Here is a 21,410-nt window from a genome sequence, read left to right as displayed (position 1 = left end):
TTACGTAAAATGAAAGATAAACTGAAAAATATATTCAAAAAAGAAAATGACCCGTTATCTTCCGATGAGAAACTGAAGCTAATTGAATCCTCTTCCAAATTGGTTGGACCGGGTGTTTTTTATTCGACAATAATAGTAATTGCTTCATTTTTACCCGTATTCCTGCTTACGGGAATGGAGGGTAAATTGTTTAGTCCATTGGCTTGGACAAAATCTTTTATACTAATTGTGGATGCGTTTTTTGCGATTACACTTACTCCTGTGCTGATTAGTTTTTTACTTAAAGGCAAACTTCGTACAGAAAATAAAAATCCGATAAACAGAAAATTGGAAAGCATTTATACTCCAATTTTGACGCTTTGTTTAAAATGGAGAAAAACAGTTTTGGCAGTCAATATTGTGGCGCTGTTAATTGGTGTGTTAATGTTTACAAGACTTGGTTCTGAATTTATGCCTCCGCTCGACGAAGGTTCTGTTTTATTTATGCCTGTAACATTGCCCGATGTGTCCAATTCTGAAGTGAAACGAATTTTACAGGTTCAGGACCGATTGATAAAATCAATTCCCGAAGTGGCTCACGTTTTAGGAAAAGCAGGCAGAGCCAATACAGCAACGGACAACAGCCCCATAAGTATGATTGAAACAATTATTTTGCTGAAGCCCCACAACGAATGGAGAGAAGGTAAAACAAAAGCGGATATTATAAATGATATAAACAATAAACTGCAAATACCGGGAGTAACCAATGGTTTTACACAACCGATTATCAATCGTATCAATATGCTTTCTACAGGTATCAGAACCGATGTGGGAATAAAAATCTACGGGGAAAATTTAGACACCATTAATGCTTTATCACAAAAAATAAAAATGGCATTGGATGGAACTTCGGGAGTAAAAGACTTGTACGCTGAACCTATTACGGGCGGAAAATACATTGATATTGAACCCAAAAGAGAAGTTATTGGTAGATACGGACTAAGCATCGATGATATTAACAATGTAGTGGAAGCTTCAATTGGAGGTATGAAACTCACCACAACCATCGAGGGAAGACAGCGTTTTTCGGTAAACGCACGATATGCACAAGAATATCGAAGTAGTATTGAAGCCTTGAAAAAGCTACAAGTACAAACAATGGATTTTGGCCCAATTCCTTTGGAAACGGTTGCCGATGTAAAAATAAGCGATGGCCCGCCAATGATAAACAGCGAAAATGCAATGCTTCGTGGAAGTGTATTGTTTAATGTTCGTGACCGTGATTTAGGAAGTACCGTCAAAGAAGCACAGAAAAAACTGAATGAAATGATAACCAAAATGCCCAAAGGGTATTATGTGGAATGGAGCGGTCAATGGGAAAACCAAATCAGAGCCAACAAAACATTGGGTTTAATTCTGCCAATTGTTGTCGTGATTATTTTCCTCATTCTCTATTTCACTTATCATTCTATGAAAGAGGCTTTGATTACAATGATAACGGTTCCGTTTGCATTAATCGGGGGAGTTTTTATGGTGTATTTCTATGGGATTAATTTATCGGTGGCTGTAGCAGTCGGTTTTATTGCTTTGTTTGGTTTGGCTGTCGAAACAGCTATGTTAATCACTATATATTTGAATGAAGCGATGAACAAAATGGTCGAAAAACACGGTAACAGCAAACAAACCCTAACAGAAGAAATAGTGAGAGAGTATATTATTGATGGTTCTGCCAAACGATTACGTCCAAAACTGATGACAGTTTCTGTTTCATTATTTGGATTAATCCCCATTCTTTGGGCAACGGGAACAGGAGCAGATGTGATGCTCCCAATCACTGTTCCGCTCATAGGAGGAACAATTACTTCAACAATTTATGTATTATTAGTAACCCCGGTTGTTTTTGAAATGGTGAAACTTCACGAGTTAAGAACAAAAGGAAAAATTAGTCTCATAGATGCAAAACATTAAATTTTATATCGCCCTGAGTTGTTTGGTTTTAAGCTTTACAAATACTAAAGCCCAAACACTTACTTTGGATAATGTCTTGAGTACCATCAAGACAAATAATCCCCAACTGAAAATGTACGATGCCGATATTCAGAGTATGGATGCTTCGGCCAAAGGAGCCAGAAGTTGGATGCCACCGCAAGTGGAAACGGGTTTCTTTATGACTCCGTACAATTCCAATCTATGGAAAGCCGACGAAATGGGGCCAGGAATGGGGAGTTATATGTTGGGAGTAACTCAAATGATTCCGAATGCTTCTAAGCTAAATGCCAATGAAAATTTAATGAAAGCAATGTCATCAGTCGAAAGTGAAAATAAAAACTTCACGCTCAATCAATTAAATGCATTGGCCAAAACCTATTATTATGAATGGATTATCATTAAGAAAAAAATAAAAATTGCCCAAGACAATCTTTTGCTTTTAGATTATATGATTAAGAGTATGGAAATACGCTATCAATATAATATGGACAAATTGCCGTCCTATTACAAAGCAAAATCACAATATGCCACTTTGCAAAGTATGATTGTGATGTTGGAAAATGATGTATCACAGCGAAAATATATGCTCAATACATTAATGGCTCGTAATAAAAACGAGGATTTAGAAATTGATTCCAATTACGAGATTAAAGATTTCAATCTCTTCGAAACCGATTTGTCTCCCTACATCAACAACCGTAGTGATATCAAAGCCATTGATAAAACCAAAGAAATCAACAACCTGAAAATAGAGGTTGAAAAAGTGGCAACCAGACCTGAATTTGGTGTAAAATACGACCATATGTTCGCTTTTGGCAATCAGCCACAACAATTTTCATTGATGGGAATGGTCACTATTCCAATGCCTTATTCAACCAAAATGAATAAAGCCAATATGGAAAGCTATCGAATAAAAAACGAAAGTTTGGATTGGCAAAAACAGATGATTGCGAACGAAGCAAGCGGTATGATAAAAGGAATGAATGCTGAGTTTTTGAATCTGAAAAAGCAATACAAAATTACGCAAGACAATATTATTCCAGCTTTGAAACGAAATTATGATACAGCTATTTTAGCTTGGCAAAATAACACCGGAGATTTATTCGTAGCCTTGGATGCGTGGGAAGCGATGAATATGACTCAAATCGATGCTTTCGACAAATTAAAATCGATTTTAGCGACACAAGTAGAAATAGAAAAACAACTTGAAACCGAAAAATTATGAACAGATATTTAAAATTTGCAATACTATTTTTGGTCGTAGTTTTTATTGGAATTACAATCTATTTTTTTGCAACAAAATCAGGAAAACATTCTGAAATGGAACATCAAAATGAGGTTTACACTTGCTCGATGCACCCTGAAGTTATCAAAGACAAACCGGGCAGCTGTCCTATTTGCGGAATGACTTTAGTAAAAAAAGTAACCGAAGACCATTCTGAAAAAAATGACTCTATCAACGATCTTTTGAAACCTACTGATAGTTTTGTTGTGGGAAATTATCAAACCACAACGGTAAAAGACACAGTTATAAATAGCGAAATCAGTTTACCCGGAATAGTGAGTTACGATCCTAATTCAGCAGTAAATATAGCAGCGAGAATAAGTGGTAGAATTGAAAAAATGTACGTCAACTATAAGTACCAAAAAGTAACCAAAGGACAAAAAATATTTGAAATATACAGCCCTGAATTATTGACCGAACAACAAAATTTTATCTATTTGATTTCCAATGACAGTCAAAACACATCGATTATTAATTCCGCTAAGCAAAAATTATTACTTTATGGAATGTCCAATAATCAAGTTAACACATTGGCTTCCGCTAAAAAAGTGAATCCTGTAATCGTTATTTACAGTCCCGCTAACGGAATCATCACGGGAACCGAAAAGATGACTGGTTCTAGTGTTTCTCCTATGTCCAATACAAGTAGCAACACAGAAACTTTGGATGTCAAACAGGGAAACTATATTAAAAAAGGGGAAGTTGTTTTCAAGTTAGCGAATACCGATAAAGTATGGGGTATTTTCAATGTTTTGCAAGGTTATAATAGTCTTATTAAAATGAATCAGTCTATTGATATTTCTTCTGAATTGGATGAAAAGAATAGTATTTATTCAAAAATAAATTTTGTGGAAACACAGTTGAATCCAACTGATAAAACCAATAGGATTCGGGTGCATTTGAATAATTCAACTCTAAAATTGCCCATTGGAACAAGATTACAGGGTGTTGTGCAATTAAATTCCACAAAGGGAATTTGGTTGCAAAAGCAAACTTTGGTTAGTTTGGGTAACAAAAAAGTTGTTTTTATAAAATTGGACAATGGCTTCAAAGCAACAGCAATACAAACGGGTATTGAAATTGATGATTTTGTTCAAATTATTGGAGGTATTTCTGTGGGAGATACAATTGCTAAAAACGCACAATATTTAATTGACAGCGAAAGCTTCATTAAAACCGAATAAAGATGAAGACATTAAAAATAATAACTTTACTATCAATACTACTTATGGTAATGATAGCTTGCAATTCGAAAAACAAGGAAGATCATAGTGAACATAAAATGACTGATGAAACAACTTTCTACACTTGCTCGATGGATCCTCAGATAAAAGAAGACAAACCAGGCAAATGTCCCATTTGTCATATGCATTTAACTCCCGTAAAACTCGATAAAACTAACTCAAATGAAATAAGTTTAAGCAAACAGCAAATCCGATTGGGTAATATTAGTCTTCAGTCTATTACAACATCCCAAAGTAGTGTAAACCAAAATTACACGGGTACTTTAGCTATAAATCAGGATAAAATCAATTCCGTTTCATCAAGAGCGATGGGGCGAATTGAAAAATTATTTTTCAAAACAGTTGGAGATTATGTTGCCAAAAACCAAGCGGTTTATCAATTATACAGTGAAGATATCGCCATAGCCAAACAGGATTATTTCACGGCATTCAAGCAACTGTCAATGCCAGGAGATTTTGGGAAAAACGCAAAAAACATGCTAGCCAGCGCGAAGCAAAAACTTCTTTTTTATGGTCTTACCAATGCCCAAATTGAAAACATTAAAACCAATAAAGAGGTTTCACCAAATACCATATTTTACAGTTCTCATAGCGGAACAATTTCTGAAATTGTAGCTACAGAAGGAAGTTATGTAATGGAAGGTTCGGGAATAATAAAAATCGCTGATTTAAACAACCTTTGGTTAGAAACACAAGTAAACGTAAACTATGCCAAAAACCTTAAAATAGGTCAAAAAGCCAATGTTACTTTTAGTGATTTCCCAGATAAAACAATAAATACCCAAGTTGCCTTTATCAATCCTGAAATAAATCCAGATACCCGATTGCTGTTAATTCGAATGGAAATTCCAAATAGGGGTTTACAGTTAAAACCAGGAATGCAGGCGGTTGTAAAATTGACACAATCAAATGCTAAAGGACTTTTTATCCCGATTGATGCAGTTATTCGAGAAGAAAACGCTTCCTATATTTGGGTTGAAAAAAGACCGGGAATATTTGAAAATGTTATGGTAGAAACAGGAATAGAAACCAATGGAATGATTGAAATCAAATCCGATTTGGATCCCTCAAAAAAAGTAGTGATTACAGGTGCTTATGCCATAAATAGTGAATACAAATTCCGGAAAGGAAGTGACCCAATGGAGGGGATGAAAATGTAAAAAATACTCATTGGGCATCGAAAATAATCAAGCTCTTAAAAAAGAGTAAAATGGTTGGGGAGAATTACATAAATCAAAAAAATAATAGTATAACAATTTACAAAACAGTAAACTATATATTTATATAACAGAAAGTAATCTGTAAATTAAAATCCGATAAAATGAAAAAAATAATCTTTTCAGCCATAGTAATGGTATTTGTATTGGTTTCCTGTAACCAAAAAAACAAAGAAGCTTCAACGGATCATTCTAATATGATGAGCAACGATAGTACAATGATGGATAATGACAGTATAACGATAAACGACAAAAACAGTACAATGAAAAATCATGAAAAAATGTATGCATGCCCAATGCACCCGGAAGTGCAAGGAAAACTGAATGACAAATGTTCAAAATGTGGGATGAAATTAACAGAACTTGTTCCTGAGAAAAAAGAAGAAAACAAATAACACCTAATTTGGGGAAGAAACTATAATTAACCTTGTTATGAACTTAGCAGGGTTAGTTTATATTAATTAAACCTGTTTACTATGAAACTTTATATCAAAAATATGGTATGCGGCCGTTGTAAAATGGTAGTAAAGTCTGTATTTGAAAGTATGGGAATTAATCCTTTTTCAGTTGAGTTAGGGGAAGTTGAATTGAAAAGTGACATTAACGAAAATCAAAAAAGCGAATTGTTAAAAAAACTTCGTGCAATTGGCTTTGATTTAATTGACAATAAGAAAAGTAAAACAATCGATAAGATTAAAACATAGATTATTGATTTGGTTCAAAATAAAAACAATGATTTGAAAAGTAACTTATCCAGTTATATTTCACAAGAACTCCATCAAGACTATAACACCTTGAGTAATCTGTTTTTGGAAGTTGAAAATACTACTATTGAGAAGTATTTCATCAATCAGAAAATTGAGAAAGTAAAAGAATTGATTATTTATGATGAATTATCTTTAAGCCAAATTGCCTACTCTTTAAATTATAGTACTGTTTCGCATTTGAGTAATCAATTCAAAAAAGTAACTGGCTTTTCGCCAACTTACTTCAAGAACATAAAAACCATTAAAAGAAAGCAAATAGAAGATTTGTAAATCTTGCATATCATACCCAAAATTGTGCAAATGCAAAAAACAATTATGATAGAAATTTGTATTAAAATAATATAGAAGATGATACATACTTACAGCATTACCGGTATGACTTGCGATGGTTGTCGCTCTAAAGTCGAAAAAGCATTGAATACTATTGAAGGAGTTGAGGCAAAAGTTGCATTAAATCCACCCATCGCAACTATAACTATGGAAAAACATATACCAACAACACAGTTACAAGAAGCATTGACAGCAGTTGGGAAATACACCATAGAAATGAATAATGGCAAGATCCTAGTACAGGCACCAGCTAATGAAACTACAACAAAATCCTGCTGCTCTACGCATTCTCATGAGCATAAAAAAGAAACTGTTATACCAAGCAATGCTCAGGGAAAATACTACTGTCCAATGCATTGTGAAGGCGAAAAACTATATGACAAAGCGGGTGACTGCCCTGTGTGTGGAATGGATTTAGTAAAAGCACCCGATTTAACAGTTAATAAAGCCTTATATACTTGTCCGATGCATCCTGAAGTAATTAGTGAAACTCCAGGTTCATGTCCTATTTGCGGGATGGATTTAGTACCAATGGAACCAAGCGAAAGCGAAGACCAAAAGACGTATAAAGATTTGGTAAAGAAAATGAAAATAGCGGTCGTATTTACAGTTCCTATTTTCGCTATTGCTATGATAGAAATGGCACATAATAATCCTTTGCTTCAACTAATGGATGCCACTAAGTGGAATTGGGTACAGCTTATTTTATCACTTCCAGTTGTTTTTTATGCCTGTTGGATATTTTTTGTTCGCGCTTGGAAATCAATAATTACATGGAATTTAAATATGTTCACCCTTATCGGAATTGGTACAGGAGTGGCTTTTTTATTTAGTTTGGTCGGCATGTTTTTCCCAGACATTTTTCCTAGTGAATTTAAAACAGAACATGGGGCAGTATTACTGTACTTCGAGGCTACAACAGTTATTCTGACTTTAGTTTTATTGGGGCAACTACTCGAAGCCAGAGCACACAGCCAAACCAGCGGAGCTATTAAAGCATTGCTTAAATTGGCACCAACTGAGGCTACTTTAGTAGCAGATGGAGGTGACAAAGTAATTTCTATTCATGATATCAAAAAAGGTGATTTACTGAGAGTAAAACCTGGAGATAAAATTCCAGTTGACGGAAAAATTACCGATGGCGAAAGTAGTATTGATGAAGCGATGATTACAGGAGAACCAATACCCGTTGACAAAAAGAAAGACGATAATGTTATTGCCGGAACCATAAACGGTAACAAGTCCTTTGTAATGATTGCCGAAAAAGTAGGTTCAGAAACTTTGCTTTCCCAAATAGTGCAGATGGTAAATGATGCTAGTCGTTCAAGAGCACCAATTCAAAAATTAGCCGACAGTATTGCTAAATATTTTGTCCCAATTGTAGTCATTATTTCGGTAATAACATTCTTTGTTTGGGCCAAATTTGGCCCAGAACCTGCCTTGGTTTATGGTTTTGTAAATGCTATTGCTGTTTTAATTATCGCTTGTCCTTGTGCATTAGGATTAGCTACGCCAATGTCGGTAATGGTTGGCGTTGGTAAAGGTGCGCAATCTGGTGTACTTATAAAAAATGCTGAAGCTTTAGAAAACATGAATAAAGTTAATGTGTTAATTACCGATAAAACAGGTACAATAACAGAAGGGAAACCATCGGTAGAAAAGATTTTTGCTTCAAACAATAATGAGAATGATTTGCTAGAAAGCATTGCTTCTTTAAATCAATACAGCGAACATCCATTAGCCCAAGCGGTTGTAAATTATGCAAAAACAAAAAATATTTCATTGATAGAAGTGAAAGATTTTGAAGCCGTTGCAGGAAAAGGAGTTATAGGAACGGTTACCAATAAAAAAGTAGCATTAGGCAATAAAAAATTAATGGAACAGGTCAAAGTTACTGTTTCTGATGATTTAGAAAACAAAATCACTGCCGAACAGAAACTAGGAAAAACTGTTTCCTATATTGCTGTTGATAGCATTGCGGTTGGTTTTGTATCAATTACCGATGCAATTAAAATATCCAGTAAAGAAGCTATAAAAGAATTAATGCGTCAAGGAGTTGAAGTCATTATGCTTACAGGCGACAATGTAAACACAGCCAAAGCAGTTGCCGATGAATTAAACTTATCATCCTACAAAGCAAGTTGTTTACCCGAAGACAAATTAAACGAAATAAAACGTTTACAATCCGAAGGGAAAATTGTTGCAATGGCAGGCGATGGTATAAATGATGCACCCGCACTAGCACAAGCCGACATTGGAATCGCTATGGGAACCGGAACTGATGTAGCTATAGAATCTGCTAAAATAACATTAGTTAAAGGCGATTTGCAAGGCATTGTAAAAGCCAAGAATTTGAGCCACGCTGTAATGCGAAACATCAAACAAAACTTGTTTTTTGCTTTCTTCTATAATGTTTTAGGAGTTCCAATTGCAGCGGGAGTTTTGTATCCATTTTTTGGAGTTTTATTATCGCCAATGATTGCAGCTTTAGCAATGAGTTTTAGTTCTGTATCAGTTATTGTAAATGCGTTGCGTTTACGAAGTTTAAAATTATAAAAACTAAGAATAAATATGATATAAAAATAAATCATTTCCAAATGATTTCAAAAGATGCAGTTTAGAGTTTCTATCGAGCTATATTGCTGAACAAAAAATATTTGTAGGTATGACACATCCATTTTATTGGAAACCTAAATTGCGAATTCTGGATATTTACGATAACCGAAACAATAAAATGTAAAATTGGATGAAATGACTAGTCCTAAATAATCGATACAGATTATTAGATAAATTTAAATAAATTAAACAGCATCAAAAACATTTTTGATGCTGTTTTTAGTTTTATATGTAAAGATAAAATGGAAATCAAAAAATAACTTATTAAATAAAACGGTATTCATTTTTTTATTAAAAAAAAATATATCGTAATATTGCAATATAAATATAATACTATGGGAGCAACAAAAACAGACAGCTTTACAGATAAACAAAATGAGTTGGCCATTTTAGCCAAAGCATTAGGACATCCTGCGCGTATCGCTATTATTGAATATTTACTCAAAGTGGACTCTTGTATCTGTGGAGATATTGTAAATGAGTTGCCACTGGCACAACCTACGGTTTCGCAACACTTAAAAGAGCTAAAAAATGCTGGGATAATCAAGGGAAACTTTGAAGGAAATTCAATTTGCTATTGTATCAACGAACCGGGTTTTGAACAAATAAAAGGTTTTTTCCAAGACATCACAAAACATTTGGATAAAAAGAAAAACGACTGTTGTTAAATTTTTAAATTAAAATATTATGAAACTATCACAAGTAAAAAACATCTTGAAATCGGTTGAAGCTGTAAACTTCATCTTGGCTGACGGAACTTCAGTACCGGAACATTTTCATGTAACCGAAGTGGGTTTAATTACCAAAAACTTTATTGATTGCGGAGGAACAGTTCGAAAAGAAACTGTGGTCAACTTCCAATTATGGGATGCCAACGATTTTGAACATCGATTGAAACCTCAAAAATTACTCAATATCATCGAGTTATCGGAGAAAGTGCTGGGAATAGAAGATTTTGAAATCGAAGTGGAATATCAGGCACAAACCATCGGTAAATACGATTTGGATTTCAACGGAAATGATTTTGTTTTATTAGACAAGAAAACGGCTTGTTTGGCTCAAGACCAATGTGGCATTCCATCAGAGAAGCCAAAAGTGAGATTATCCGATATGAATAATGAAGCTAGTTGTTGTACTCCCGGTGGAAGCTGTTGCTAATGTTAAACTATAAAAATTGATATAATAATGACCTTAACCAAAACAAACGTTTTTACTGAGATTGCAGCTGTGATCAATACTTTTAATTTTGAAAGCATTACTGCAGAACGTAAAATTATTTTACAGCCACTTGTAGATTATATACAAGGTAAAGCGACTAATCAACAAGAAATAAGACTAAACTTAATTTGTACTCACAATTCAAGAAGAAGCCATTTGTCTCAAGTCTGGGCACAAACAGCTGCTGCATATTATGATATAAAAAATGTATTTTGTTATTCTGGCGGTACAGAAGCGACAGCTATGTTTCCTATGGTGTCTAAAACACTTACCAAGCAAGGTTTTGAAATAAAAACTATTGCAGAAGGAAGCAATCCAATATATACTATAAAATATGCTAAGAATGAGCATCCGATTATTGGCTTTTCTAAAACTTATGATGACGATTTTAATCCGCAAGATGAATTTGTTGCCATTATGACCTGTTCACAAGCCGATGGAGGTTGTCCTTTTATCGCCGGAGCTGAAAAGCGTATTCCAATCACTTTTGAAGATCCAAAAGCATTTGACAATACACCTCAGCAAGAAGAAAAATACGAAGAGAGAAGTTTGCAGATAGCAACCGAAATGTTTTACGTTTTTTCACAAATTAAATAATAAGTATGTCAGCAAATAATTGTGCTCCGGTTGTGGGGCGAAAAAAATTAAGTTTTTTAGATAGTTATCTTACGCTTTGGATATTCTTGGCAATGGCAATTGGAGTTTCAATAGGTTATTTAATTCCATCAAGTAGCGGTTTTATCAACTCCTTTTCAAGTGGAACAACTAATATTCCATTGGCCATCGGATTAATCTTGATGATGTATCCTCCATTAGCAAAGGTAAAATATGAGCAAATGGGAGAAGTATTCAAAAACACAAAAGTGTTAGGGGCTTCATTATTTCTAAATTGGATTGTTGGTCCAATATTAATGTTCTCTTTGGCATTATTGTTTCTTAACGGTTATCCGGAATATATGATTGGTGTTATCCTTATTGGTTTGGCACGCTGTATCGCGATGGTTGTCGTTTGGAATGATTTAGCCGACGGAAATAGAGAATATGCAGCAGGTTTGATTGCCTTGAACAGTATTTTTCAGGTATTGCTTTACAGTATTTATGCCTATGTTTTCATTACAATTTTGCCTCCTTATTTTGGATATACTGGTTTTGAAGTCAACATCAGCATCGGACAAATTGCCGAAAGCGTGGGTATCTATTTGGGAATCCCTTTTGCACTCGGAATCATAAGTCGTTATGCTTTGATTGCCCTTAAAGGCGCAGAATGGTTTGAGACCAAATATGTTCCTTTTATTTCGCCAATAACATTAATATCATTGTTGTTTACCATTATTTTAATGTTTAGCCTCAAAGGAGAATTGATTATACAAATACCTATGGATGTAGTGCGAATAGCCATTCCATTAGTTATCTATTTTGTAATAATGTTTGTCATTAGTTTTTTCATCGGGAAATATTTCGGTGCAGATTATTCAAAATCTACAGCCATTGCTTTTACAGCTACTGGAAATAATTTCGAATTGGCCATTGCAGTTGCAATCGGAGTTTTTGGAATTAATAGCGGTCAAGCCTTTGCTGGTGTAATTGGACCATTAGTTGAAGTGCCTGCACTTATTGCATTAGTAAATGTTGCTTTTTGGTTTAGAAGGAAATACTATACTGTAAAAGCATAATTTTTTTTTTAAAGTGAATAAATAATTTAAAAACAAATAAATTATGAGAATAGCTTTGTTTAGTGATATCCACGCAAACCTTCCTGCTTTGGAAGCTTTTTTTAAAGATATAGAAATAACAAAACCAGATGCGGTTTATTGTTTAGGAGATTTGGTCGGATACAATATCTGGCCAAACGAAGTTATCAATGAGATAAGAAAAAGAGGTATTCCTACCATTGCAGGAAACTACGATTTCGGTATTGGAAGAACAAGTAATGATTGCGGATGTGCTTATCTTAAAATAGAAGTTAAAAAGGAATAACATTTTTTGTAATTTGTAGTATATTTACCTTGATAGGAGTTTTTTCAAAAGAACATTTTTAAAATAGTATAATATGTTATCAAGAACAATTGAAACGTTAAAATACATACTACAGGAATATCGTTTTTATTTCTGCATTATTATATTTTTATTATCTCTCTTAGTTTATAATCGATATGAGATATTAATTGTAGAAAAAAAACGTCTTGAGATAGACAAAGAACTGTATCAGCTTGAAGTCAAGTCCGAAAGAAGACAAAAGGCATATGATGAAAAAATGAAACAGCAGCAGGCAGAAATTGAACGAATGATAAGAGAGATCAAGTCACATAAATAGTAATTATTAGCGATTTCACTCGAAACAGGTTTCATTGTTTATTGTGTGACGCAATTAATTACAATATTTCAATTCATACATCTTTTCTATGCAGTCATTATAAACCCAGAAATCGCTTTCACGATAAAAATCAGCTAATTTATCTTTAAATTTTTCATCAATGTATATGCGACCTGCCAACCAATAATACTCAAAACCGGAGTTAGAAATCTCTTTAAATCCTCTATAATTAGATGAAGGTACTTCTATATGTCCAAATCGATCCAAAGTTTCTGGAACATTAAAATATTCACTTGCTTTTACTAGATTGTGCTTCATGGATATTATCTTAAAATCCTCTAAAGAGAACTCAATTTGCAATGAGTGAATAGTATTAGAATCAATTGGTAAATTATCACATAAAAAATCTGAAACATTTTTTCTAATTACCCCTTTGAGATTAATGAATATATCTAATAATCCGTCACTTCGAAGAAGTTCGACTTTATCCAAGTGCGTCTTGCTCGTATAATAAAAGTCTTTATCATATAAACTTTCCATTATCTCACGTCCCCAGTGTCCATATGTTTGATCACTTAACTCTGAATTTAAAATCTCAATTTTAGTAAATGCTTCCAAAGGGTCAATTTCTTCAGCAATTGATTTTAAATCCAAATATAAGGTTTCAATTTTATTCATTGCCTTTAAAGCATTATCTTTAATTTTTTGAAATTCATTTGGTATATGACCCCAAGAATTTTCAATAGGTTCATTAAAATCAGGAAGAATTGCATCAGAATTAGAAATTAAGTTTGGTAATTTCCAAGAAATAAATTCTCGGTTTCGGATAAAATTTGACAAGGCAATTTGTCTTTCAATCCTGCTTAAGGTATTAGTTTTCGATTGGACTAAAAATTTCTTGTTTCGTAATATTTTAGCACCACTAATTCTAAATTTATTAATCCCTGATTTTTTAACAATGTCGAAATCTGAATTTATCATTTCCGATGTCAAAAAGAAAGTTTGTGAGTTTTCTTCAAATCCAGAATGACATAAAAGAAAAAACTCATTTCTTAATTTACCATTGTCATCTGTTATATAATCTTTAGGAATATAATGTGTAGTTTTCTCTGATTCAAAAAATTTTACTTGAACAAAACCTAATTTTGGAGGATTTCTGTCCAATAAATTCTGGCTTGTTATACGTCTTTGAATAATTAAATCGGCACCATCAATATCAACAGAGCGTTCTAATATCCAAAATCGATCCATCAAAAAGGCTTTTGATCTAGCTTCTCCTAATGACCCATTTTGCATTGCCTTCAACCAACTTGGAATTTTATCCTCCATAAATTTTAGTGTAATTTTCTAGATTATTACGGTGTCTTTTATATTAAGAGCAGTTAAATAAGGGTAAACAAACTTGTTTTACCTTAATTAGCAATAAATGTTATGATTTAAAGTATAATTATCTTTTTTAAAATTTCTAACTCATACGAGTTTTATTATTCGCGTTGCACACGCAACGAAAATTTGCTGTTGGTGGCAGGATTTTCTATTTTAATAATGTTCTCAAATTTTCGACTGATGTTTTAATTATTTTGTCATTCATCAATTGTGATGGCTTTCCTTTATAATCTTCTTTAATATATTTGATTAAATCTCTTACAGGTGGAGAAGTGATACTAGGTTTCACAATGTTGATTAATTCAACAAATTTTCTTTGACAAAGAGAGAACTGTAATCTACTGCTTATTCTTGTATCAGTAAATGAAAGGACAGCAATGTTAGCTTGATGTGAATCTAAATTTGAAAGAATACTAGTGTAAATTTCATTTGCAGAAACCGCAACTCCATTGCCATTTGTTAAAAATGTTTCAACTATAGCCATTATAAATTTCTTTGAAACTGATTTTGGCAATTTTATCGGTTCTCCAATTATTCTTTGTAGTTGTCTTGCAAATGCGGGTTCATTATAAAAATTGTTAAAATTTCTGTGGGCTGATAATAAATTATCTATTGAGTTATCAATTTCGATAGCCCTTAATTCATCAGGGATATAACTTTCAGCATTTACTATTTGTAAAAACTCTCTAGCTGTTTTTTTTTCGTCTTGACTATTGTTTGCCGCAAAATGAGCATATTTTAGGCCAAATGACAATTTTACATCTTCGTCAACTCTGCCCCAAATAAGGGGTAATAATTTGTTAATATTCTGATGTGTTTGACTTTCAGTGTCAGGTTTTAAATAGATGCCAAAAAAACCAGATGTCAAATTATTTATCTGTTCTTGTGTTAAACCAGTAGTAAAAACAGAAATTTCTTGAGCGTCATTATCTGATATTGCAGTATTTTTTACGCCTTGTAATAATTGCTTAATGCGAATAGTTATATTTGATATAGGTAAAGTAATAACTTCTTTGACACAAGTTTCTAACCAAGAGACCAATTGCAATCCTGTAATTTCACTATTATTTGGATGAGCCGCACTTGCCCAATTTCGCATATAATTGATGTATTCCAAATGTTTAAAGCCTAAATCAGAAATAAGACCAATTTCTTTTGCACCACGAATTAAGTCGTAATCATCGACCTTGTCCAAATCATTTTCATCTTTAAGTTTTTTTCTTCTATCTCCTGTAACAGCATTATCATAAAAAAATTCAATGTCATATTGAGAAACTCTTTTTCTTATTTGTAAAATAGTTTCGTCCCATAAATAATTTAAAGAAGCATCGAATAATCCTGACGCTACACTAGCAATAAATTTTGAAAGATAAATTGATTGTTTTTTTTCAGGTTCAGTTATTTGTACTAAAACCGATTCTAGGTTTTTAAATACATTTAATCTTTGATTTACATCAACAAAAATACCTTCAGTTGGTAATGAATGTAATGCCAAAACTTGTTTTAATCCATCTTCAAATTGATTAAGTTGAAGTGTGTTATTATTGGTGTTGTCAATTATTTGCAGTTTGGTACTTTCTTCCATAATATTTTTTAATGCGTTTGGTTTCTTTATTTACTATGCAATATCAAACTTACAAAACCATTCTGATTATTCTTTACGGTTTTCCGTATTATCTTAATGTAAATTGCTTATATAAAAAAAGATGCTGAAAAGCATCTTTTTTTAGTGGTATTGATCAAACTTGTTTTTGTTATATTTAATTATAATGTAAAATCAAATAAATCCTTAGGATTTGCATTTAATGCAATTAGTAACTCTAAAATTGTTTCTAAAGTTATATTTGCTTCTCCTTTTTCAATTTTACTTATATAGCTGTGATCACAACTCTCGCAAAGAGTTGCTAATTTTCGATAACTTAACCCCCTAGATTTGCGTAATTTATTTAGTTCCGTACCAAATTTAACTAGAAAAGCTTTTTTTATATCATCATCAACCATATTTTTTTTATGCAATTTGTTTAAAATCAATAATAAAAATGTGGTAATATATTGCTACATTAAATTTTATTATTATATTTGACATTGAATATATATATTTGCGATTCTTCATATAAAATATTTGAAGCATTCGCTTAGAATCTCGCATCGTGAAACTGGTAATTTAGCAACGGGATAATAAGTATGATGCTCACGTCCTATGGCGTGGGCTCACTTATTGTTGCAGGGTATACCAGTACCTACGGTGCAGTAAGCTGAGTTCCATGCCATTTTTTATTGCCATTAATTAGGCAAAAACTCAACTACAATTCTTAGCAACGTTTCTTTTTTTAAGCATCGCATAACATTATCTTACTGAATTAGTTGGGAAAGACACTGCCACCGTCTGGCTGCAATAGGCAACGGCAGTTGGCTTTCCTTTTAATTAACCTTTTAAATTAAATGCCTATGCAATAAAAAAAAATCATCCATTCTTTCAGTCATGGTAAAACTTTTGACTTTAAGAAAAAAATGGCCCTCTAACTCGCCGGCAAAACTTGTGTAGAGGACCTAGCTAATAAAACTAACATTTTACTAAACCAACCCAATATTATGAATAATTTTTCATTTTCTAGGGGCGGAAAGGCTTTTTGTTTCCTATTTTTAATGGGTTGCCTGTTGTCTTTTTCTCCTATACAAGCCAACAATTCACTACGGCATAATCTAGCAACTACTCAACAGCATCAAATTCAGGGAACTGTCACAGATGGGAATAGTCCCTTAGCAGGAGTCAGTATTTCGATACAAGGGAATTCTAAGATTGCTACTGTCACCGATTATAGTGGTCATTACACCCTTTCTGCCTCTCCACAAGATATTTTAGTTTTTTCGTATATAGGTTACAGAACCCAGCAGGTTTACGTTCAAGGGAGAACTACTATCAATATTAGTTTACAGGAAAACACAACCAAACTTCAGGAGGTCAAGATTAATGCAGGATACTATTCTGTAAAGAACAGTGAACGTACCGGTAGCATTTCCAAAATAACTACCAAAGACATCGAGAAACAGCCTGTTACCAATGTATTGGCCACGATGCAGGGGCGTATGGCGGGAGTAGATATCACACAAGACACAGGAACTCCCGGCGGTGGGTTTCAAATAAAGATACGAGGACTCAACAGTCTTCGTGAAGAAGGCAATGAGCCACTGTATATTATTGATGGCGTGCCGTATTCGTCGGAAGTCATCGGATACAGCAATACGACCAGTGGTATACCTACACCCACCAGTCCGTTAAACAGTATTAATCCCAACGATATTGAGAGTATAGAAGTTCTAAAAGATGCCGATGCGACTGCTATTTACGGTTCGCGTGGTGCCAATGGTGTGGTACTGATTACCACCAAAAAAGGTAAGGAAGGAAAGACCAATGTAACAGTTTCTGCGTCCTCAGGAATTGGAAAAGTTACCAAAATGATAAACCTGATGAATACCCAGGAGTATCTGGAAATGAGAAGACAGGGTTTTGCCAATGATGGTGTTACTACATATCCCGATTGGGCGTATGACATTAATGGAACCTGGGATCAAAACCGTTATACCGATTGGCAGAAAGAACTTTTGGGCGGAACTGCGGTAATTACCAATATGCAGGCATCCGTATCGGGTGGTTCCGATTTAACTCAATACCTGTTGAGTGGTACCTATCACACTGAAACAACGGTACTCCCGGGAGATTTTGAGTACGATAAAGCGGCTGTTCATTTTAGCATGAACCATAGGAGTGAAGATAAAAAGTTTAAACTCACTTTTTCAACAGGCTATACCGCCCAAGACAATGTACAGCCTGAAACCGATATTAGCCGCACTGCACGAAATCTGGCTCCAAATGCCCCCGCCTTATATGATGCCGATGGCAACCTGAATTTTGAAAACAGTACCTTTAGAAATCCATTGGCAGCACTTAGAGCCATCACCACTGCAAAAACAAATGATCTTATTGCCAATACCGTACTTAGTTATCAAATATCCCCCAGTTGGGAACTCAAGGCTAACTTAGGCTTAACGGATTTAAAGAATGCAGAACAGCGACTATTGCCTTCGACGATGTATGATCCTGCCTATGGATTGGGAAGTAACCGCTCATCGATGTTTTCCAACAATACTCAAAGAAAATCATGGATTGTGGAACCACAACTCCGCTGGAACCATGATTTTGGAATCAGTAAAATTGATATATTGGTGGGGGGTACCGCACAGCAGCAAACTTCTTCAAGGCTGTACCAGTTCGGATATGGTTTTGCCAGCAACAGCCAGATTACAGATATAGCTTCTGCCACGCAAAAATCCATTTATGTAAGCGATGAAACTCTGTATAAATACCAAGCCTTTTTTGGGCGGCTCAATTACAATTGGGATCAAAAATACATTGTGAATATAACAGGAAGAAGGGACGGCTCCAGCCGATTTGGTCCAGGTAAGCAGTTTGCCACTTTTGGAGCTGTGGGAGCCGCATGGCTGTTCTCGAAAGAAAATTTCCTCAAGGAAAACACCGTTTTTAGTTTTGGAAAGCTTAGAGCGAGTTATGGCAGTTCAGGCAGTGATCAAATAGGGGATTATCAGTATTTGGATACCTATACTTCTTCAGGTCTGAATTATAATGGCGCAATAGGTTTGGATCCCACACGACTCTACAATCCAGATTTTAGTTGGGAAATCAATAAAAAATTGGAAGCTGCATTGGAAATGGGGCTTCTAAGTGATCGTATATTCTTTACGCTGGCTTGGTATCAAAATCGATCGTCCAATCAGCTGGTGGGAATTCCTTTGCCTGGCACCACTGGATTCAGTTCTATTAATGCCAATTTAAACGCGACCGTCCAAAATATGGGTCTGGAATTTACACTGCGAACCTTAAATTTTGAAAACGCCAATTTTAAATGGACAACTAACTTTAATATCTCGGCTTCCCACAACAAACTGCTTTCTTTTCCGGGACTCGAAGGTTCGACCTATTCTAATCGCTATGTTATCGGAGAATCTACAAGCATTGTAAAGACATATCAGTTAAATGGGGTCAATCCGCAAACGGGACTCTATGAAGTGGAAGATATTAATAAAGATGGAATGATTACTTCTTTGGAAGACAAAAAAAATATTGAGGATCTCACTCCAAAATATTTTGGAGGTTTAGAAAACCAGTTTCAATATGGAAATTGGCAATTGGATTTTCTTTTTCAATTTGTAAAACAGAAAAATTACGACTACAGTCCCAGCGTTCCTGGAGGAAGTTTCTTTAATCAGCATTCGGACATGGCAAATGCATGGCAACATGCAGGCGATCAAGTTCCCTTTCAAATGAATACATCAGGTGAAAATGGGGATGCAGTAAATGCCTATTATAATTATCTGGACAGTAATGCCTCCATTGTAGATGCCTCTTTTATTCGATTAAAAAATATTGCATTAAGTTATGACTTGCCACAACAGGCCATCAAAGGGGTGCACTGCAAAATCTCACTGCTGGGACAGAATGTGTTAACATTTACTCCATACAAAGGCGGTGATCCCGAATTTAAATATACTGCCTACCTGCCTCCGTTAAGAATAATCACGGCTGGCGTACAGCTTACTTTTTAACCTTAATACATACAGCCATGATATATATACTTATTATTTTTAAAAAGCTACTTCATAAAAGTGCTAAAGAATTGACTGCTAATAGTTGTTTCCTTATAGCGGTATGTCTAACACTAGCTGGCTGCGACAGCTTTGTGGAAGTGGATCTTCCTGCTTCACAACTGACAGCCAAAACCGTGTTCGAAGATGCAGGAACTGCTAATGCCGCAATGGCGGGTTTGTATGCCAAAATGAGAGATGGCGGCTTGTTAAATGGAAATTCAAATGGTGTTTCCTGTAATCTTGGCCTCTACGCCGATGAATTTGACTACTACTACGCATATGACGTAAGCAATTTTTATACCAATTCGCTATTTCCTGGTGAACTAGGTGTAAACGATATCTGGAACAAGAGTTACAGCCAGATTTATAGCGCCAATGCAGTTCTTGAAGGATTGGATAATTCCATATCCATTGCCGAAGCCAATAAAAAACAGTTGCAAGGGGAAGCTATCTTTGTGAGGGCATTGCTTCATTTTTATCTGTTAAATCTCTATGGCGATATTCCTTATATCACCACAACGGATTATCTGCTGAACAGCAAAGTGTCCAGAATGCCAGCCGATAAAATCTACAGCCTAATTCTGATGGACCTGAACAAAGCTGTTGAATTACTATCAGAGGATTATGTTTCGCCTGAGCGCATTCTTCCTAACCGAAGTACTGCTACAGCACTTTTGGCACGGGTTTATTTGTATATGGGAATGTATCCTGAAGCATCCAATGCCGCCTCTTCTGTGATTAATAATCCACTGTATATCTGGGAAACGGATTTGGATAAAATCTTTCTAAAAGGAAGCAGTACTACAATCTGGCAATTTATGCCTAACACCTCCGACAGTAATACTGCAGAGGGTAGTCTGTACATTTTTACTTCTGGTCCACCACCGGTCGTGGGACTTAAACCGGAGTTTGTAAATGCTTTTGAGCAGGGTGATCAGAGAAAAACGCATTGGACAACCGAAGTAACTGATGGAGTCTCCACGTGGTACCATGCCTCTAAATATAAACAACAATCGACGACCCCGAGTTCAGTGGAATATTCCATAGTGTTTCGTTTAGCGGAACAATATTTGATCCGAGCCGAGGCCAGAGTATATCAGGGCGATCTGATTGGTTCGAAGGAAGATCTGAATCGGATTAGAACAACGGCAGGACTTAACCCTACAAATGCTGTGACAGCCGAGGATATTAAAACCGATATTCTTAATCAGAGGCGTTTTGAATTGTTTACTGAATTTGGGCAACGTTTTTTTGATTTAAAACGAACTGGAAAACTGGACGAAATACTATCTGTATCCAAACCGGGATGGAATACTACTGATAGTTTGTGGCCATTACCTGCTCTTGAATTGAATTCCAATCCAAATCTTAATCCACAAAACCCGGGATATTAAAATCATT

The 21,410-nt window shown here is 34.7% G+C and carries 17 protein-coding genes and 1 pseudogene; 15 read left to right on the top strand and 3 right to left on the bottom strand.

Going from position 1 to position 21,410, the window contains the following annotated elements:
* Positions 1–9: 9 nt before the first annotated feature.
* The 13 genes and pseudogenes from HQN62_RS14225 to HQN62_RS14165 all read left to right on the top strand — a co-directional run bounded on the left by HQN62_RS14225 (position 10) and on the right by HQN62_RS14165 (position 12,959).
* Complete coding sequence (locus tag HQN62_RS14225; RefSeq protein WP_173504871.1) at positions 10–1,947, top strand: efflux RND transporter permease subunit; 1,938 nt, start codon at positions 10–12, stop codon at positions 1,945–1,947.
* The gene (locus tag HQN62_RS14220; RefSeq protein WP_173504870.1) at positions 1,934–3,193 is read left to right on the top strand and encodes a TolC family protein; all 1,260 of its coding nucleotides are present in this window, start codon (positions 1,934–1,936) and stop codon (positions 3,191–3,193) included. The genes HQN62_RS14225 and HQN62_RS14220 overlap by 14 nt, the downstream gene beginning before the upstream one ends.
* Positions 3,190–4,437, top strand: coding sequence for a heavy metal-binding domain-containing protein (locus HQN62_RS14215; RefSeq protein ID WP_173504869.1), 1,248 nt, complete (start codon positions 3,190–3,192; stop codon positions 4,435–4,437). Before HQN62_RS14220 ends, HQN62_RS14215 begins: the two co-directional genes overlap by 4 nt.
* Positions 4,438–4,439: 2 nt before the next feature.
* A complete protein-coding gene (locus HQN62_RS14210; protein WP_173504868.1) occupies positions 4,440–5,657 on the top strand; it encodes an efflux RND transporter periplasmic adaptor subunit in 1,218 nt (405 codons plus the stop codon).
* Between the two features lie 161 nt (positions 5,658–5,818).
* Positions 5,819–6,109, top strand: a complete 291-nt coding sequence (locus HQN62_RS14205) for a heavy metal-binding domain-containing protein (protein WP_111410174.1) — start codon at positions 5,819–5,821, stop codon at positions 6,107–6,109.
* A gap of 81 nt (positions 6,110–6,190) precedes the next feature.
* Positions 6,191–6,751 (top strand): annotated as a pseudogene (locus HQN62_RS14200) (helix-turn-helix domain-containing protein).
* A 78-nt stretch (positions 6,752–6,829) separates the two neighbouring features.
* Positions 6,830–9,367 (top strand): heavy metal translocating P-type ATPase, encoded by a 2,538-nt coding sequence (locus HQN62_RS14195; protein ID WP_173504867.1) that lies wholly within the window; start codon positions 6,830–6,832, stop codon positions 9,365–9,367.
* A 395-nt stretch (positions 9,368–9,762) separates the two neighbouring features.
* Positions 9,763–10,095 (top strand): ArsR/SmtB family transcription factor, encoded by a 333-nt coding sequence (locus tag HQN62_RS14190; protein WP_111410129.1) that lies wholly within the window; start codon positions 9,763–9,765, stop codon positions 10,093–10,095.
* A 19-nt stretch (positions 10,096–10,114) separates the two neighbouring features.
* Positions 10,115–10,585: a DUF6428 family protein gene (locus HQN62_RS14185; protein ID WP_173504866.1), complete on the top strand. Its 471-nt coding sequence runs from the start codon at positions 10,115–10,117 to the stop codon at positions 10,583–10,585.
* Between the two features lie 27 nt (positions 10,586–10,612).
* Positions 10,613–11,242, top strand: a complete 630-nt coding sequence (locus HQN62_RS14180) for an arsenate-mycothiol transferase ArsC (RefSeq protein ID WP_173504865.1) — start codon at positions 10,613–10,615, stop codon at positions 11,240–11,242.
* A 5-nt stretch (positions 11,243–11,247) separates the two neighbouring features.
* Positions 11,248–12,318 (top strand): ACR3 family arsenite efflux transporter, encoded by a 1,071-nt coding sequence (arsB, locus tag HQN62_RS14175; protein WP_173504864.1) that lies wholly within the window; start codon positions 11,248–11,250, stop codon positions 12,316–12,318.
* 43 nt (positions 12,319–12,361) lie between these two features.
* On the top strand, positions 12,362–12,622 hold the full coding sequence (locus tag HQN62_RS14170) for a metallophosphoesterase family protein (RefSeq protein WP_217362495.1): 261 nt from the start codon (positions 12,362–12,364) through the stop codon (positions 12,620–12,622).
* A gap of 73 nt (positions 12,623–12,695) precedes the next feature.
* On the top strand, positions 12,696–12,959 hold the full coding sequence (locus HQN62_RS14165; RefSeq protein WP_173504863.1) for a hypothetical protein: 264 nt from the start codon (positions 12,696–12,698) through the stop codon (positions 12,957–12,959).
* A gap of 54 nt (positions 12,960–13,013) precedes the next feature.
* Here HQN62_RS14165 and HQN62_RS14160 read toward each other — a convergent pair whose 3' ends face one another.
* From HQN62_RS14160 to HQN62_RS14150, 3 genes are all read right to left on the bottom strand, one after another.
* Entirely contained in the window at positions 13,014–14,288 is a 1,275-nt protein-coding gene (locus HQN62_RS14160; RefSeq protein WP_173504862.1) for a hypothetical protein, read from the bottom strand.
* 205 nt (positions 14,289–14,493) lie between these two features.
* On the bottom strand, positions 14,494–15,930 hold the full coding sequence (locus tag HQN62_RS14155; RefSeq protein ID WP_173504861.1) for a hypothetical protein: 1,437 nt from the start codon (positions 15,928–15,930) through the stop codon (positions 14,494–14,496).
* A 179-nt stretch (positions 15,931–16,109) separates the two neighbouring features.
* Positions 16,110–16,346 (bottom strand): helix-turn-helix domain-containing protein, encoded by a 237-nt coding sequence (locus HQN62_RS14150; RefSeq protein ID WP_173504860.1) that lies wholly within the window; start codon positions 16,344–16,346, stop codon positions 16,110–16,112.
* 591 nt (positions 16,347–16,937) lie between these two features.
* Between HQN62_RS14150 and HQN62_RS14145 the strand changes: the two genes are divergently transcribed.
* Both HQN62_RS14145 and HQN62_RS14140 read left to right on the top strand, forming a co-directional pair.
* Positions 16,938–19,967, top strand: a complete 3,030-nt coding sequence (locus HQN62_RS14145; RefSeq protein WP_173504859.1) for a SusC/RagA family TonB-linked outer membrane protein — start codon at positions 16,938–16,940, stop codon at positions 19,965–19,967.
* A gap of 17 nt (positions 19,968–19,984) precedes the next feature.
* Positions 19,985–21,403, top strand: a complete 1,419-nt coding sequence (locus HQN62_RS14140) for a RagB/SusD family nutrient uptake outer membrane protein (protein ID WP_173504858.1) — start codon at positions 19,985–19,987, stop codon at positions 21,401–21,403.
* Positions 21,404–21,410 lie beyond the last annotated feature (7 nt).

This window comes from Flavobacterium sp. M31R6 (assembly GCF_013284035.1).
In the GTDB taxonomy this organism is placed as follows: domain Bacteria; phylum Bacteroidota; class Bacteroidia; order Flavobacteriales; family Flavobacteriaceae; genus Flavobacterium.
This window is presented reverse-complemented; position numbering and strand designations above follow the sequence as displayed.